Raw genomic sequence first — 15,214 nt, forward strand, 5'->3', positions numbered from 1 at the left:
TAAATGAGACACCCTTTAATGTAATAAGTACTTACATGACAATGAGATGCTTTTTAAGTTAGCTCATTATTTCATAAAGTACACCAGACGCCTGTGAAGGCGACACCTGAGGAAGCTCAATGAGCGAGAAGTTACAGAAAGTGCTGGCGCGCGCCGGCCACGGCTCACGCCGTGAAATCGAAGCCATTATTGAAGCGGGCCGCGTAAGTGTGGACGGTAAAATCGCCACGCTGGGCGACCGCGTAGAAATTGTACCGGGGCTGAAGATCCGTATTGACGGTCATCTTATCTCCGTAAAAGAGTCCGCAGAACAGATTTGCCGCGTGCTGGCTTACTACAAGCCGGAAGGCGAACTGTGTACCCGCAACGACCCGGAAGGTCGCCCGACGGTGTTTGACCGTCTGCCTAAACTGCGTGGCGCTCGCTGGATTGCGGTAGGTCGTCTGGATGTGAACACCTGCGGTCTGTTGCTGTTTACCACCGATGGTGAACTGGCAAACCGCCTGATGCACCCAAGTCGTGAAGTGGAACGTGAATACGCTGTGCGTGTCTTTGGCCAGGTTGACGAGAATAAACTGCGCGATTTGTCGCGCGGCGTTCAGCTGGAAGACGGTCCTGCTGCGTTCAAAACGATCAAATTTACCGGTGGTGAAGGTATTAACCAGTGGTACAACGTGACGCTGACTGAAGGTCGCAACCGCGAAGTACGTCGTCTGTGGGAAGCCGTCGGTGTTCAGGTGAGTCGCTTGATCCGCGTCCGTTACGGCGACATTCTGCTGCCAAAAGGTCTGCCGCGTGGCGGCTATACCGAGCTGGATCTGACCCAGACCAACTATCTGCGTGAACTGGTCGGCCTGACGCCGGAAACCACCTCTAAAGTCGCGGTTGAGAAAGATCGTCGTCGGATGAAGGCGAATCAAATCCGCCGTGCAGTGAAACGCCATAGCCAGGTAAGCAGCAACCGCCGCTCTGGCAGCCGTAATAACAACGGTTAAAAAGTGAAGCCCGGTTAATGCAACCGGGCTTTTTTCTTAGTAATCAATTCCAGCTTGCGCTTTGATGCCCGTATCAAACGCATGTTTCACCGGACGCAGCTCGCTGACGGTATCTGCCAGCTCCAGAATATCCCGATGACACCCGCGCCCGGTGACGATCACCGTCTGATGTACTGGGCGGTTCTTCAGAGCATCCAGCACGGCGTCCAGCGGCAGATAGTCATAGGCGACCATGTAGGTTAGCTCATCCAGCAGAACCATATGCAGTGAAGGGTCGGCCAGCATTCTTTTGGCATGTTCCCAGACGGCAAGGCAGGCTGTGGTATCGGTTTCCCGGTTCTGGGTATTCCACGTGAACCCGGTCGCCATCACCTGAAACTCAACGCCATGTGGTTCCAGTAAATTTCGTTCACCATTGGGCCATTCCCCTTTGATAAACTGTATGACACCGACTTTCTGCCCGTGCCCGACGGCACGTGTAGCGGTACCAAATGCGGCAGTGGTTTTACCTTTACCGTTGCCGGTGAACACGATGATGATCCCGCGTTCGTCCTGGGCTGCCGCGACGCGAGCATCGACCTGTTCTTTCAGACGCTGCTGGCGCTGCTGATGGCGTTCTTCACTCATTGGGAAATTCCTGGTTTACGGCCTGGCTGGGCGTCAAAGGTCATCCCTGTCTTGCGGCGACTGTCATCGCCCATTAGCCAGAGATAGAGCGGCATAATATCAGCTGGAGTTTTCAGCTTCTGTGGATCTTCGGTCGGAAACGCGCTGGCACGCATTTTGGTGCGCGTTCCACCGGGGTTAATGCAATTTACGCGCAGATGGCGGCTCTGATATTCCTCCGCCAGCACCTGCATCATGCCTTCGGTGGCGAATTTTGATACGGCATAAGCTCCCCAGTTCGCCCGGCCTTCGCGGCCCACGCTGGAAGAGGTAAAGACCAGCGAACCTGACTCGGATTTGAGTAATAAAGGAAGCAATGCCTGGGTAAGGAAAAACGTCCCGTTGACGTTGACCTGCATCACCTGCTGCCAGGTATCAGGATCCTGTTCATCCATTGGGCAAACATCCCCAAGCAAACCAGCGTTGTGCAGCACGCCATCCAGTACTGGGTAGCGGGTGCTGATGCGTTGGGCAAGTTCCTGGCACACTTCGGGAGTGCAGGTGAGTAAATCGAGCGTGTACCACGCCGCCAGTGTTCCACCAGCAGCTTCAATTTCCTGCGCGACACCTTTCAATTTCTCTTCGTTGCGGCCAATCAGAATAACGCTTGCGCCATATTCAGCGTACGTCAGAGCCGCCTCGCGGCCAATTCCATCGCTGGCACCGGTAACGAGAATGATCCGGTTCTGTAGCAGGTTTTTTTGTGGTTGATAATGCACGGTGACTCCTCAGGCGTACAGTGACGCGATGACGCCTTCATGATGACTTTTCGGCTTTATGCCCGAATTAGCATGAGAATTCAATCAGTCTACAGGACGCATTACTGTAAAATTAACAATTTGCAAATATTTAAACCACAAGCCGGGGATTCCTGAAGACGGCTCGCAGAGGTAATGTCACGAGCGAGACGCATGGGCAGGGCTGTTGTACACTGCCGTGAAAGATTCGTGGTTAAATCAAGGTGGAACGCGTGGAATTACTTTCTCAATATGGGTTGTTTTTGGCCAAAATCGCGACGGTTGTCATTGCCATCGCAGTGGTTGCCGTTCTGATTGTCAACCTGACGCAGCGCAAGCGTCAGCGTGGGGAGTTACGCATCACCCGTCTGAGCGAGCAGTATAAAGAGATGCAGGAAGATATGTCCCTGGCACTGCTTGATAGTCATCAACAAAAACTGTGGCACAAAGCGCAGAAGAAAAAGCATAAGCAGGAAGCCAAAGCGGCAAAAGCAAACGCGAAGCTCAATGCGCCGAAGGAGAAGGTCACCCCACGTGTCTATGTACTCGATTTTAAAGGTAGTATGGATGCGCATGAAGTTTCCTCTCTGCGGGAGGAAGTGACTGCCGTTCTGGCTGTGGCGACACCGCAGGATCAGGTTGTCGTGCGTCTTGAAAGCCCCGGAGGTGTCGTTCACGGTTACGGGTTGGCAGCCTCACAGCTGCAGCGTCTGCGTGAAAAGCAGATCCCATTAACCGTTGCAGTGGACAAAGTGGCGGCGAGCGGTGGTTATATGATGGCGTGTGTAGCGGACAAAATTGTTGCCGCGCCGTTCTCTATCATCGGCTCAATCGGTGTGGTCGCGCAGATCCCTAACTTTAACCGTTTCCTGAAGAATAAAGAGATTGATATCGAACTTCACACGGCGGGTCAGTACAAACGGACCCTGACGCTGCTGGGTGAAAACACGGAAGAAGGGAGACAGAAATTCCGTGAAGATCTCAATGAAACGCATCACCTCTTTAAAGATTTTGTGCACCGTATGCGGCCTACGCTTGATATTGAACAGGTCGCGACGGGCGAGCACTGGTACGGTATCCAGGCGCAGGAGAAAGGGCTGGTGGATGAAGTGGGCACCAGTGACGACCTGCTGTTGAATCTGATGGACGGCCGTGAGCTGGTTGGCGTGCGCTTTACCCAGCGTAAGCGACTGCTTGACCGCTTCACCAACAGTGCGGCAGAAAGTGCGGACCGTCTGTTGCTGCGTTGGTTACAACGCGGACAAAAACCGCTGCTGTAAACAAAAACGCGAGGCATATGCCTCGCGTTTTGCATTAATCGACCAGGTGATATTTCTCTGAAAGCGTATGCGCCAGGTATTTAAACATGTTAAACACGGCGGTGCTTTTCGGGGTCGGTAACCCCTGTTCGTCAAGGAAGTATTCGCCACTGAAAATCAGCACGCCATTGCGCTGCTCCACACCAGTGGCTTCAATGCCCGCCAGCGTATCTTCATGGTCACGGATAAGCTTGTTTGCTTCGATAAGCAGAGAGGCTCGGTCAATAGGTTGGGTCGTATTCTGCATAATCCACTCCTTAAACAGTGACAATAGTCTACGCCGAGGGCGCTTTGGGGGCAAATTTTCCCTGTAATGTGAGGGGGTAAGGTGCAGGGGCCTGGCTGGCGGGATTTGCTTTTGCATGCTAATAAAGTTGCGTAACGAATTTTATCAGGTAGAGTGTGCGCTTTCGTCATTCTGGCAACAGAATTGCTTGACATTCGACCGGGAATTCGTCACGAATTATACGAAATGTGAGAAAAATACCCGATAACTCAATCACCTGGACGTATTTTCTTTGACGTCCGGTAAGACAAAGGGGTTGATATCTCCTGAGGTGGCCGCAATATCATTGGCTCGCCGTCAGCGGAAGGGAAATCAACGTGCGGCGTATTCCTGGAAGAATTAAATTAGGTAAAGGTGAATATGGGTAAAGCTCTCGTCATCGTTGAGTCCCCGGCAAAAGCCAAAACGATCAATAAGTATCTGGGTAATGACTACGTGGTTAAGTCCAGCGTGGGTCATATCCGCGATTTGCCGACCAGTGGCTCAGCCAGCAAAAAGAGCGCAGACTCTACCTCCACCAAAGGGGCCAAAAAGCCTAAAAAGGATGAACGTAGCGCGCTTGTCAACCGCATGGGTGTTAACCCATGGCATAACTGGGATGCACAATATGAAGTGTTGCCCGGGAAAGAAAAAGTCGTTAACGAGCTGAAGCAGCTTGCTGAAAAAGCAGACCACATCTATCTCGCAACCGACCTTGACCGCGAAGGGGAAGCCATTGCGTGGCACCTGCGGGAAGTGATCGGTGGTGATGACAAACGCTACAGCCGTGTAGTGTTTAACGAAATTACGAAGAATGCGATTCGTCAGGCGTTTGAGAAGCCGGGCGAGCTGAATATCGACCGTGTAAACGCACAGCAGGCACGCCGTTTTATGGACCGTGTTGTGGGCTACATGGTTTCTCCACTGCTGTGGAAGAAGATTGCCCGTGGTCTGTCCGCAGGTCGTGTGCAATCTGTCGCTGTACGTCTTGTCGTTGAGCGTGAACGCGAAATTAAAGCCTTCGTACCGGAAGAATTCTGGGAAGTTGACGCCAATGTGACGACGCCAGGTGGTGATGCTCTGCCGCTGCAGGTGAGCCATCAAAACGACAAACCGTTCCGCCCTGAAAACCGTGACCAGACCATGGCCGCCGTGGCGCTGCTGGAAAAAGCCCGCTACCAGGTACTGGAACGTGAAGATAAACCAACCAGCAGTAAGCCTGGGGCGCCGTTTATCACCTCTACACTGCAACAGGCCGCAAGTACCCGCCTGGGCTATGGCGTGAAGAAAACCATGATGATGGCCCAGCGTTTGTATGAAGCGGGTTACATCACCTATATGCGTACCGACTCAACCAACCTGAGCCAGGACGCGGTCAACATGGTGCGCGGGTATATCAGTGACAATTTCGGTAAGAAATATCTGCCGGAAAGTGCCAATCAGTTCGCCAGCAAAGAGAATTCTCAGGAAGCGCACGAAGCGATTCGTCCTTCAGACGTCTCTGTGTTAGCTGAGTCGCTGAAAGACATGGAAGCCGATGCACAGAAGCTTTATCAACTGATCTGGCGCCAGTTTGTGGCGTGTCAGATGACGCCAGCGCAGTACGACTCAACCACGCTGACTGTCGGTGCAGGTGATTTCCGACTTAAGGCGCGTGGCCGTATCCTGCGCTTCGATGGCTGGACGAAAGTCATGCCAGCGTTGCGTAAAGGTGATGAAGACCGCACGCTGCCGGCGGTTAACAAAGGTGACGAGCTGTCTCTGGTCGAACTGATCCCGGCTCAGCACTTCACCAAGCCACCTGCGCGCTTCAGTGAAGCCTCACTGGTGAAAGAGCTGGAAAAACGCGGTATTGGCCGTCCGTCGACCTACGCGTCAATCATCTCGACCATTCAGGATCGCGGCTACGTACGCGTTGAAAACCGTCGTTTCTATGCAGAGAAAATGGGTGAGATCGTCACCGACCGTCTGGAAGCCAACTTCCGCGAGTTGATGAACTACGATTTCACCGCGCAAATGGAAGACAGCCTCGACCAGGTGGCCAGCCATCAGGCAGAGTGGAAAAAAGTACTCGACAGTTTCTTCAGCGATTTTACGGGTCAGCTTGAAAAAGCGGAGAAAGATCCTGAAGAGGGCGGCATGCTGCCTAACCAGATGGTACTGACCAGCATCAACTGCCCAACCTGTGGCCGTAAGATGGGGATCCGTACTGCAACAACGGGCGTATTCCTGGGATGCTCCGGTTATGCGCTGTCGCCAAAAGAGCGCTGCAAAACCACCATTAACCTGGTACCTGAGAACGAAGTTCTTAACGTGCTGGAAGGTGATGACGCAGAAACCAATGCCCTGCGCGCCAAACGTCGTTGTAAAAAATGCGGAACGGCGATGGACAGCTACCTGATCGATCCAAAACGCAAGCTGCACGTGTGCGGTAATAACCCAACGTGTGACGGGTATGAGATCGAAGAGGGTGAATTCCGCATCAAAGGCTATGACGGCCCGATTGTGGAGTGCGAGAAGTGTGGTTCTGAAATGCACCTGAAAATGGGACGTTTCGGTAAGTACATGGCCTGTACCAACGACGAGTGTAAAAACACGCGCAAAATTCTGCGCAACGGTGAGGTGGCGCCGCCGAAGGAAGATCCGGTTCCGCTGCCAGAGTTACCGTGTGAGAAATCAGACGCGTACTTCGTGCTGCGTGACGGCGCTGCAGGTGTCTTCCTTGCCGCCAACACCTTCCCGAAATCGCGTGAAACGCGCGCACCGTTGGTGGAAGAGCTGCATCGCTTCCGCGATCGTCTGCCTGAGAAACTGCGTTATCTGGCCGATGCGCCACAGCAGGATCCGGAAGGTAACAAGACCGTGGTGCGTTTTAGCCGTAAAACAAAGCAGCAGTATGTTGCGGCAGAGAAAGAGGGTAAAGCGACCGGATGGTCAGCCTTCTTTGTCGATGGCAAATGGGTTGAAGGCAAGAAATAATCTTCCCTAACCGTAACTTACCTGTAAAAGGGCCGGATATCCGGCCCTTTTTTATTACCTAGTTATTATTTTTTGTTCCGTACTATACAGTCAGGCTATAAATGATATAGTGGTTATAGTTAATCTGTTTTTTATTATTAAATCGTCTTAAGCGATTGACCGCATGCGCTAAATCGGATGGTCTGGCATGAAATTACAGCAGCTTCGTTATATCGTTGAGGTGGTGAATCACAACCTTAACGTCTCATCTACCGCTGAGGGGCTCTACACCTCGCAACCGGGTATCAGCAAACAAGTGCGTATGCTGGAGGACGAATTAGGTATCCAGATTTTCGCCCGCAGTGGCAAACATCTCACGCAGGTAACGCCAGCAGGACAGGAAATCATCCGCATTGCGCGGGAAGTCCTCTCTAAAGTCGACGCGATTAAGTCTGTGGCGGGGGAGCATACCTGGCCGGATAAAGGCTCGCTGTATATTGCTACGACGCATACCCAGGCGCGTTACGCTTTGCCTGGTGTTATTAAAGGCTTTATTGAGCGTTATCCACGTGTCTCTTTGCATATGCATCAGGGCTCACCGACGCAAATTGCTGAAGCGGTGTCGAAAGGCAACGCGGATTTTGCCATCGCAACGGAAGCGCTTCACCTGTATGACGATCTGGTTATGCTCCCTTGCTACCACTGGAACCGTTCTATTGTGGTGACACCCGATCACCCACTGGCGGGGAAAGGATCGGTGACTATAGAAGAGCTGGCGCAATATCCTTTAGTGACGTATACATTCGGCTTCACCGGGCGGTCTGAACTTGATACCGCATTTAATCGTGCAGGATTAACGCCGCGTATTGTCTTTACCGCCACTGATGCTGACGTTATTAAGACCTATGTGCGGCTTGGCCTTGGGGTGGGTGTTATTGCCAGTATGGCGGTTGATCCGGTTTCAGACCCCGATCTGGTACGCCTTGATGCGCACGATATTTTCAGCCATAGCACAACGAAAATTGGGTTCCGACGCAGCACCTTCCTGCGCAGCTATATGTATGATTTTATTCAGCGCTTTGCTCCGCATTTAACACGTGACGTGGTTGATACCGCCGTTGCATTACGCTCGAATGAAGATATTGAAGAGATGTTTAAAGACATCAAACTTCCGGCAAAATAATCACTCCCGGTATCTTTCCCTGAGGGAAAGATACCGAAATACCGGCTCAAAGCTAAATTAGAATTATCATCATCTACGCTTCCCCTGCCATATAATGTCATTACCCATTTAATCCGCATGGTTATAATGTCGTGAATTGGCGACAAAAGTAGAAACTAATTTGACGCTTCGCAAATATTTCTTTTCAGTTATTTATTTCTGGTCAAAAGATTGAATATTTCATACCTTCCGATGCATAAATTCACTGGCTTTTCGGCTAAAGTTTCTTTAGGATTTATCTCAACAGATGATTAATTGTACCAATTGTTTGGTCCTAAATGATAAGCGATGTCGATTGTATGAGGTTAGCAATGCCTTCTGGAAGTGAAGAACCGCAAAGGGATCCTGCGCTCAAGCGTAAAGCCTGGCTGGCGGTCTTTCTCGTCTCCGCCTCCTTTTGGGCGGTGGTTGCTTTCCTGGCCTGGAAATATTGGGGTTAACTATGGCACTGACGGTACGAACAGAGACGGTTAAACAGATGCGTCAGCATCGTGACAATGGTCACAAGGTGCGTAAAGCACCTGTGAATGCTGTACCTGCATCCTGGAAACTGACACCGCAGCAGCAAGCCTTTATTGATGTGTTCGCGGAAGACGAACCCAAAAAACAATAATTTAGTTGATTGCGTAATGATGCAAATAGTCTGAATAGTGACTCTGCATTTTTGTACTCTTTAATAAATACACATCAGCAATATAGACCTGAGGGCGACCTCGGAAACTTTTATAAATAATGCCTGGTGTCCCTATGATGAATAACATGACGTCTCATAAATACTGGTCATGGATCGGCGTTTTTACCGTGTCGATTCTGTTCTGGAGTCAACTCATCTGGTTGGCCTTCCACTAAATTGTAAAACCTCGCTACGGCGGGGTTTTTTGTTTACACCCTCTGAGCACGCCTGAATTTATCAATTCGGGTTGTTATCAAAACGTTACGGCATCTTTGTGTTATCTTTAATTACAGCCCTGATGATTGTCAGGACATCTCTGTAATTAAGGAGGAGCTTATGTCGTTAACCCTACGCGAAGCCAGTAAGGACACATTACAGGCAGAAAATAAAACCTGGCATTACTACAGCCTGCCGCTGGCTGCCAGGACGCTTGGGGACATTTCGCGTTTACCCAAGTCCTTAAAAGTTTTGCTGGAAAATCTCTTACGCTGGCAGGATGGTGATTCTGTCACCCTCGACGATATCCAGGCGCTGGCAGGGTGGTTGAAACATGCCCACGCCGACAGAGAAATAGCTTATCGCCCGGCAAGGGTCCTGATGCAGGACTTTACCGGTGTCCCCGCTGTAGTTGATTTAGCCGCTATGCGTGAGGCCGTAAAACGCCTGGGTGGGGATACAGCAAAAGTGAATCCGCTTTCCCCTGTGGATCTCGTCATTGACCACTCCGTCACCGTGGACCACTTTGGTGATGACGACGCCTTTGGCGAGAACGTGCGTCTGGAGATGGAGCGTAACCACGAGCGCTACGTTTTCCTGAAATGGGGACAACAGGCATTCAGCCGGTTTAGTGTCGTTCCGCCAGGCACCGGAATTTGTCATCAGGTTAACCTTGAATATCTGGGTAAAGCCGTCTGGAGTGAGCTGCAGGATAAAGAGTGGGTGGCATATCCGGACACTCTGGTGGGAACGGATTCACATACCACTATGATTAACGGCCTCGGCGTGCTGGGATGGGGTGTCGGTGGTATCGAAGCTGAAGCCGCCATGCTTGGCCAGCCGGTATCCATGCTTATCCCAGATGTGGTGGGCTTCAAGCTGACCGGCAAGCTGTCAGAAGGTATCACTGCCACCGATCTGGTGCTCACGGTCACTCAGATGCTGCGTAAGCATGGTGTGGTAGGTAAATTTGTTGAATTCTACGGTGATGGGCTGGATTCGCTGCCGCTGGCCGACCGTGCCACCATTGCCAATATGTCCCCGGAATATGGCGCAACCTGCGGCTTTTTCCCCATTGATGATGTGACGCTGGAATATATGCGTCTGAGCGGGCGCAGTGAAGAGCAGGTGGCGCTTGTAGAGGCGTACACTAAAGCACAGGGCATGTGGCGAAACCCGGGTGATGAACCGGTCTTCACCAGCACGCTTGAGCTCGATATGGGCAGTGTTGAGGCGAGCCTTGCCGGCCCGAAACGCCCTCAGGATCGGGTAGCACTGAATGATGTGCCGAAGGCCTTTGCCGCCAGTAATGAACTGGAAGTGAATGTGGCGCAAAAAGATCATCGCCCGATCGACTATGTCCTGAACGGGCATCAGTATCAGCTCCCGGATGGCGCGGTGGTTATTGCAGCCATTACCTCCTGTACCAATACCTCAAACCCCAGCGTATTGATGGCTGCGGGTCTGCTGGCTAAAAAAGCGGTAGAGCTAGGGCTAAAAACTCAGCCGTGGGTCAAGGCTTCACTGGCACCGGGATCCAAAGTCGTGTCGGATTACCTGGCACAGGCCAAACTGACACCGTATCTTGACGAACTGGGCTTTAACCTGGTGGGTTACGGTTGCACCACTTGCATCGGTAACTCTGGCCCACTCCCTGAACCTATTGAAACGGCGATCAAACAGGGTGATCTGACGGTAGGTGCAGTCCTTTCCGGCAACCGAAATTTTGAAGGGCGCATTCATCCGCTGGTGAAAACCAACTGGCTCGCCTCACCTCCGCTGGTGGTGGCATATGCCCTGGCCGGAAACATGAATATCAACCTGGTGACCGATCCTATTGGTCACGATCGCAAGAATGACCCGGTCTACCTGAAAGATATCTGGCCGTCTTCGCGTGAGATCGCGCTGGCCGTTGAAAAAGTGTCAACCGAGATGTTCCGCAAAGAGTATGCGGAAGTCTTTGAAGGTACGCCGGAATGGAAAGCCATCAACGTCGCGGGGTCGGATACCTATGACTGGCAGGATGATTCGACCTATATTCGCCTGTCGCCGTTCTTCGATGAAATGCAGGCTGAACCTGCGCCGCTTAAAGATATCCACGGCGCGCGCATTCTGGCGATGCTGGGCGATTCTGTCACCACGGACCATATCTCTCCGGCTGGGAGTATCAAAGCCGACAGCCCGGCAGGCCGTTATTTGCAAAGCCGGGGTGTCGAACGGCGTGATTTTAACTCCTACGGATCGCGTCGCGGTAACCATGAGGTCATGATGCGCGGCACATTTGCCAACATTCGCATTCGTAACGAGATGGTACCGGGCGTGGAAGGGGGCATGACGCGCCATCTGCCAGGTACGGAAGTCGTTTCGATTTATGATGCGGCTGTCAAATATCAACAGGAAGGTACGCCGTTGGCGGTGATCGCCGGGAAAGAGTACGGTTCTGGCTCAAGTCGTGACTGGGCAGCGAAAGGCCCGCGCCTGCTTGGTGTTCGTGTAGTCATTGCCGAATCGTTTGAACGAATTCACCGCTCGAATCTTATTGGGATGGGGATCCTGCCACTTGAGTTTCCGCAGGGAGTCACGCGTAAAACGCTGGGCTTGAGCGGAGAGGAGCAGATTGATATTAGTGGTTTGCAAAATTTACAGCCTGGTAAAACGGTGCCAGTGAAATTAACGCGGGCAGACGGAAAAACCGAGATACTGGAGTGCCGGTGTCGTATTGATACGGCAACAGAGCTGACCTATTACCAGAACGACGGTATTTTACATTATGTGATTCGTAAGATGCTGGATTGACGAAACCAGCCCGGCACATGTGCCGGGCTTTTTGATATTACTCTTTGAGCAGGTGGCCCATTTTCGCGGCTTTGGTATCAAGATAGTGGGCATTTTTAGGATTACGGCCCACAATCAGCGGTACACGCTCAACGATATTGATCCCCGCCTCGGTCAGTATTTCCACTTTTTTCGGGTTATTGGTCAACAGACGAACTTCATCTACACCCAAAAGCTTGAACATATCGGCACACAGGGTGAAGTCACGTTCATCGGCGGCAAAGCCGAGCTGATGGTTCGCTTCAACTGTATCGTAGCCCTGGTCCTGCAGCGCGTAGGCGCGGATTTTATTCAGCAGACCAATGTTACGGCCTTCCTGACGATGATAGAGCAGAACCCCACGGCCTTCCTCTGCGATGTGAGTCAGTGCTGCTTCCAGCTGGAAACCGCAATCACAGCGCAGGCTGAACAACGCATCACCCGTCAGACACTCCGAATGTACGCGGGACAGAACCGGCGTCTGCCCTGAAATGTCGCCATACACCAGCGCGACATGATCCTGTCCGGTTGCCAGTTCTTCAAATCCCACCATCAGGAAATCGCCCCATGGGGTTGGCAGTTTGGCTTCTGCCACACGTTTAAGCTGCATGTGATTCTCCAGAGTAGGCTGACACGTGTCGTGCCTTTCGCCTGTTTTGCTTTCTGTATCAGTTCATTTTGCCACAAGCTCAGCATGTTCACCTAATGGGCACCATGCTATATGAACGTTAAACGCACGATCCGACATATCCACGTATCGAATAAATTTCAGTTATGATTGTGACGCTTAGCAAAAAAGGAGAAGACATGCTTTCAATCGCCAGACGTACGGCAGCAGGTGCGGCCATTTTACTGATTATGCCTATAGCCGTATGGGTTTCGGGCTGGATGTGGCAGCCCGGGCAGAATGCGACATGGCTGAAAACGTTATACTGGATAACGGAAACCGTCACCCAGCCATGGGGAATTATTACCCACGTCCTTCTCTGCGCGTGGTTTCTGTGGTGTCTGCGTTTCCGACTGCGGGCGGCGCTAATGCTTTTTGCGATCCTCGGTGCTGCCATTGTTATTGGTCAGGGCGTGAAATCCTGGGTTAAAGATCACGTTCAGGAGCCACGGCCTTTTGTCGTCTGGCTGGAAAAAGCTCACCATATTCCTGTGGATGAATTCTACAATTTAAAACGTAAAGATCGTGGCGCACTGGTGAAAGAACAGCTTGCTGAACAGCAGGATATCCCGAAGTTTTTGCGTAAACACTGGCAAAAAGAGACCGGGTTCGCGTTTCCTTCCGGCCACACCATGTTTGCGGCCAGTTGGGCCTTACTGGGTATTGGGTTACTCTGGCCGAGACGTCGAACAGTGACTATCGTGATTTTACTGGTCTGGGCGACAGGGGTGATGGGAAGCCGCTTATTGCTGGGGATGCACTGGCCACAGGACCTGGCGGTCGCAACGCTGATCTCATGGCTGCTGGTCACGCTGGCGACCTGGCTTGCGGAACGACTCTGCGGTCCTTTAACGCCACCGCCAGAAGAGAAAGAAGAAATTGCCGAACGGGAACAAAGTGACGGCTGACAGTTGATAATCCGTCTTTCGCCCATAAATCCATAGCTGGCGCGTTACTTTTTCCGTTTCGCGCTCGTCACTAAAATGGTAGTTTATAAGACTGATTGCGGTGAATTGAACACACTTTATTCGCTTGAACCACATAACGGGAAGTAATGTGAAATATTTACTCATTTTCTTACTGGTATTGGCGATTTTTGTCATTTCAGTCACATTGGGTGCACAAAACGACCAACAGGTGACGTTTAACTATCTGCTGGCGCAGGGCGAGTATCGGGTATCGAGCCTGCTGGCGGTTCTATTTGCTGCGGGTTTTGCCATCGGCTGGCTGGTTTGTGGTCTTTTCTGGTTGAAAGTCCGTGTTTCTCTTGCGCGCGCTGAACGTAAAATTAAACGCCTCGAAAATAACATTGCGCCTGCGTCCGACATTCCGGAAAGCTCTGGTGTGTCGGTCGTGAAGGAATAATCGACTATGCTGGAGTTGTTGTTTCTGCTTTTGCCTGTAGCCGCAGCCTATGGCTGGTATATGGGCCGCAGAAGTGCGCAACAAACAAAGCAGGATGAGGCCAACCGACTCTCCCGTGACTACGTTGCGGGGGTTAACTTCCTGCTGAGTAATCAGCAGGACAAAGCGGTAGACCTGTTCCTCGATATGCTGAAAGAGGATACGGGAACCGTTGAAGCGCATCTCACCCTGGGGAACCTGTTCCGCTCACGCGGCGAGGTTGACCGAGCAATTCGTATCCACCAGACCCTGATGGAAAGCGCCTCCCTGACCTACGATCAACGACTCCTTGCGGTACAACAACTGGGGCGGGATTACATGGCCGCAGGGTTGTACGATCGCGCTGAAGATATGTTCACGCAACTGGTGGATGAAACTGATTTCCGCATCGGCGCACTGCAGCAGTTGCTGCAGATTTATCAGGCCACCAGCGACTGGCAAAAAGCTATCGATACCGCGGAACGTCTGGTTAAACTGGGTAAAGATAAACAGCGCGTAGAGATAGCTCATTTTTACTGCGAATTAGCCCTTCAGCAGATGGGCAGCGACGACATGGACAAAGCCATGACGTTGTTGAAGAAAGGCGCCGCCGCCGATCGTAATAGCGCCCGTATTTCGATCATGATGGGCCGCGTCTTTATGGCGAATGGCGATTACGCCAAAGCCGTTGAAAGCTTGCTGCGTGTTATCGACCAGGACAAAGAACTGGTCAGTGAAACGCTGGAGATGCTGCAAACCTGCTATCAACAATTGGGCAAGCAGGAAGAGTGGGTTGCATTCCTGCGTCGTTGTGTGGAAGAGAATACAGGTGCGACTGCAGAACTGATGCTTTCAGACGTGGTTGAGCAGTATGAGGGGAGCGACACCGCGCAGGTATATATTACACGTCAGTTGCAACGTCATCCAACCATGCGAGTCTTCCATAAGCTGATGGATTACCACCTGAATGACGCTGAAGAGGGGCGTGCTAAAGAGAGCCTGATGGTGCTTCGCGACATGGTAGGCGAGCAGGTGCGCAGCAAGCCGCGCTATCGTTGCCAGAAGTGCGGGTTTACCGCGTATACGCTCTACTGGCACTGTCCTTCATGCCGTGCATGGTCCACCATCAAGCCAATTCGCGGCCTCGACGGGCAGTAATTTTTTAAAACATCGCATTTTAGTTACAACATACTGATGATTTTTGCCGCTTCCTGAACTCCGTGCGGTTTGCCAGCCTGACAGGAAAGCAAATGGATTCTGTCAATTTGCGGCGGTGGCAGGTAGAATGCTCGCCGTTTA

15 protein-coding genes are annotated in these 15,214 nt (G+C 51.8%); 11 read left to right on the forward strand and 4 right to left on the reverse strand.

Annotation, left to right across the window (positions count from 1 at the left end; all coding sequences use genetic code 11):
* Positions 1 to 119: 119 nt before the first annotated feature.
* Complete coding sequence (gene rluB / locus V6E55_RS01530) at positions 120 to 995, forward strand: 23S rRNA pseudouridine(2605) synthase RluB (RefSeq protein ID WP_008502809.1); 876 nt, start codon at positions 120 to 122, stop codon at positions 993 to 995.
* A 36-nt stretch (positions 996 to 1,031) separates the two neighbouring features.
* On the opposite strand, the gene cobO is transcribed toward rluB, so the two are convergent.
* Together cobO and V6E55_RS01540 are read right to left on the reverse strand one after the other, a co-directional pair.
* Positions 1,032 to 1,622, reverse strand: coding sequence for a cob(I)yrinic acid a,c-diamide adenosyltransferase (cobO, locus tag V6E55_RS01535; protein WP_316941988.1), 591 nt, complete (start codon positions 1,620 to 1,622; stop codon positions 1,032 to 1,034).
* Positions 1,619 to 2,380 carry a YciK family oxidoreductase gene (locus V6E55_RS01540; RefSeq protein WP_028018798.1) on the reverse strand — a complete coding sequence of 254 codons (762 nt, stop codon included), beginning with the start codon at positions 2,378 to 2,380 and terminating at the stop codon, positions 1,619 to 1,621. Before V6E55_RS01540 ends, cobO begins: the two co-directional genes overlap by 4 nt.
* 251 nt (positions 2,381 to 2,631) lie before the next feature.
* On the opposite strand from V6E55_RS01540, the gene sohB reads away from it, so the two are divergent.
* Positions 2,632 to 3,678, forward strand: coding sequence for a protease SohB (gene sohB / locus V6E55_RS01545; protein ID WP_316941989.1), 1,047 nt, complete (start codon positions 2,632 to 2,634; stop codon positions 3,676 to 3,678).
* A gap of 34 nt (positions 3,679 to 3,712) precedes the next feature.
* Here sohB and V6E55_RS01550 read toward each other — a convergent pair whose 3' ends face one another.
* Positions 3,713 to 3,964 carry a YciN family protein gene (locus V6E55_RS01550; RefSeq protein WP_023312072.1) on the reverse strand — a complete coding sequence of 84 codons (252 nt, stop codon included), beginning with the start codon at positions 3,962 to 3,964 and terminating at the stop codon, positions 3,713 to 3,715.
* 399 nt (positions 3,965 to 4,363) lie between these two features.
* Between V6E55_RS01550 and topA the strand changes: the two genes are divergently transcribed.
* The 6 genes from topA (at position 4,364) to acnA (ending at position 11,847) form a co-directional block, all read left to right on the forward strand.
* Positions 4,364 to 6,961 carry a type I DNA topoisomerase gene (topA, locus tag V6E55_RS01555; protein WP_316941990.1) on the forward strand — a complete coding sequence of 866 codons (2,598 nt, stop codon included), beginning with the start codon at positions 4,364 to 4,366 and terminating at the stop codon, positions 6,959 to 6,961.
* A gap of 187 nt (positions 6,962 to 7,148) precedes the next feature.
* A complete protein-coding gene (cysB, locus tag V6E55_RS01560; RefSeq protein WP_006175683.1) occupies positions 7,149 to 8,123 on the forward strand; it encodes an HTH-type transcriptional regulator CysB in 975 nt (324 codons plus the stop codon).
* A 338-nt stretch (positions 8,124 to 8,461) separates the two neighbouring features.
* Positions 8,462 to 8,602, forward strand: a complete 141-nt coding sequence (locus V6E55_RS01565; RefSeq protein WP_223256796.1) for a YmiA family putative membrane protein — start codon at positions 8,462 to 8,464, stop codon at positions 8,600 to 8,602.
* Between the two features lie 2 nt (positions 8,603 to 8,604).
* Complete coding sequence (locus V6E55_RS01570) at positions 8,605 to 8,775, forward strand: hypothetical protein (RefSeq protein WP_165383583.1); 171 nt, start codon at positions 8,605 to 8,607, stop codon at positions 8,773 to 8,775.
* 137 nt (positions 8,776 to 8,912) lie between these two features.
* On the forward strand, positions 8,913 to 9,011 hold the full coding sequence (ymiC, locus tag V6E55_RS01575; RefSeq protein WP_223256802.1) for a small membrane protein YmiC: 99 nt from the start codon (positions 8,913 to 8,915) through the stop codon (positions 9,009 to 9,011).
* A 160-nt stretch (positions 9,012 to 9,171) separates the two neighbouring features.
* Positions 9,172 to 11,847, forward strand: coding sequence for an aconitate hydratase AcnA (gene acnA, locus V6E55_RS01580; protein ID WP_316941991.1), 2,676 nt, complete (start codon positions 9,172 to 9,174; stop codon positions 11,845 to 11,847).
* Between the two features lie 37 nt (positions 11,848 to 11,884).
* On the opposite strand, the gene ribA is transcribed toward acnA, so the two are convergent.
* Positions 11,885 to 12,475, reverse strand: coding sequence for a GTP cyclohydrolase II (ribA, locus tag V6E55_RS01585; protein WP_028013401.1), 591 nt, complete (start codon positions 12,473 to 12,475; stop codon positions 11,885 to 11,887).
* Between the two features lie 197 nt (positions 12,476 to 12,672).
* Between ribA and pgpB the strand changes: the two genes are divergently transcribed.
* The 3 genes from pgpB to lapB all read left to right on the forward strand — a co-directional run bounded on the left by pgpB (position 12,673) and on the right by lapB (position 15,073).
* The gene (gene pgpB, locus V6E55_RS01590) at positions 12,673 to 13,440 is read left to right on the forward strand and encodes a phosphatidylglycerophosphatase B (RefSeq protein ID WP_316941992.1); all 768 of its coding nucleotides are present in this window, start codon (positions 12,673 to 12,675) and stop codon (positions 13,438 to 13,440) included.
* Between the two features lie 148 nt (positions 13,441 to 13,588).
* Complete coding sequence (locus V6E55_RS01595) at positions 13,589 to 13,897, forward strand: LapA family protein (RefSeq protein WP_316941993.1); 309 nt, start codon at positions 13,589 to 13,591, stop codon at positions 13,895 to 13,897.
* A 6-nt stretch (positions 13,898 to 13,903) separates the two neighbouring features.
* Positions 13,904 to 15,073, forward strand: a complete 1,170-nt coding sequence (lapB, locus tag V6E55_RS01600; RefSeq protein WP_114977047.1) for a lipopolysaccharide assembly protein LapB — start codon at positions 13,904 to 13,906, stop codon at positions 15,071 to 15,073.
* The last annotated feature ends 141 nt before the right edge of the window (positions 15,074 to 15,214 follow it).

Source organism: Enterobacter sp. 342 (assembly GCF_036663495.1).
GTDB lineage: Bacteria > Pseudomonadota > Gammaproteobacteria > Enterobacterales > Enterobacteriaceae > Enterobacter.

Coding starts and splice junctions, on each gene's coding strand:
- topA (WP_316941990.1), top strand. CDS start 4,364: ATGGGTAAAGCTCTCGTCATCGTTGAGTCCCCGGCAAAAGCCAAAACG.
- ribA (WP_028013401.1), bottom strand. CDS start 12,475: ATGCAGCTTAAACGTGTGGCAGAAGCCAAACTGCCAACCCCATGGGGC.
- acnA (WP_316941991.1), top strand. CDS start 9,172: ATGTCGTTAACCCTACGCGAAGCCAGTAAGGACACATTACAGGCAGAA.
- pgpB (WP_316941992.1), top strand. CDS start 12,673: ATGCTTTCAATCGCCAGACGTACGGCAGCAGGTGCGGCCATTTTACTG.
- cysB (WP_006175683.1), top strand. CDS start 7,149: ATGAAATTACAGCAGCTTCGTTATATCGTTGAGGTGGTGAATCACAAC.
- cobO (WP_316941988.1), bottom strand. CDS start 1,622: ATGAGTGAAGAACGCCATCAGCAGCGCCAGCAGCGTCTGAAAGAACAG.
- lapB (WP_114977047.1), top strand. CDS start 13,904: ATGCTGGAGTTGTTGTTTCTGCTTTTGCCTGTAGCCGCAGCCTATGGC.
- ymiC (WP_223256802.1), top strand. CDS start 8,913: ATGAATAACATGACGTCTCATAAATACTGGTCATGGATCGGCGTTTTT.
- rluB (WP_008502809.1), top strand. CDS start 120: ATGAGCGAGAAGTTACAGAAAGTGCTGGCGCGCGCCGGCCACGGCTCA.
- V6E55_RS01570 (WP_165383583.1), top strand. CDS start 8,605: ATGGCACTGACGGTACGAACAGAGACGGTTAAACAGATGCGTCAGCAT.
- V6E55_RS01550 (WP_023312072.1), bottom strand. CDS start 3,964: ATGCAGAATACGACCCAACCTATTGACCGAGCCTCTCTGCTTATCGAA.
- V6E55_RS01565 (WP_223256796.1), top strand. CDS start 8,462: ATGAGGTTAGCAATGCCTTCTGGAAGTGAAGAACCGCAAAGGGATCCT.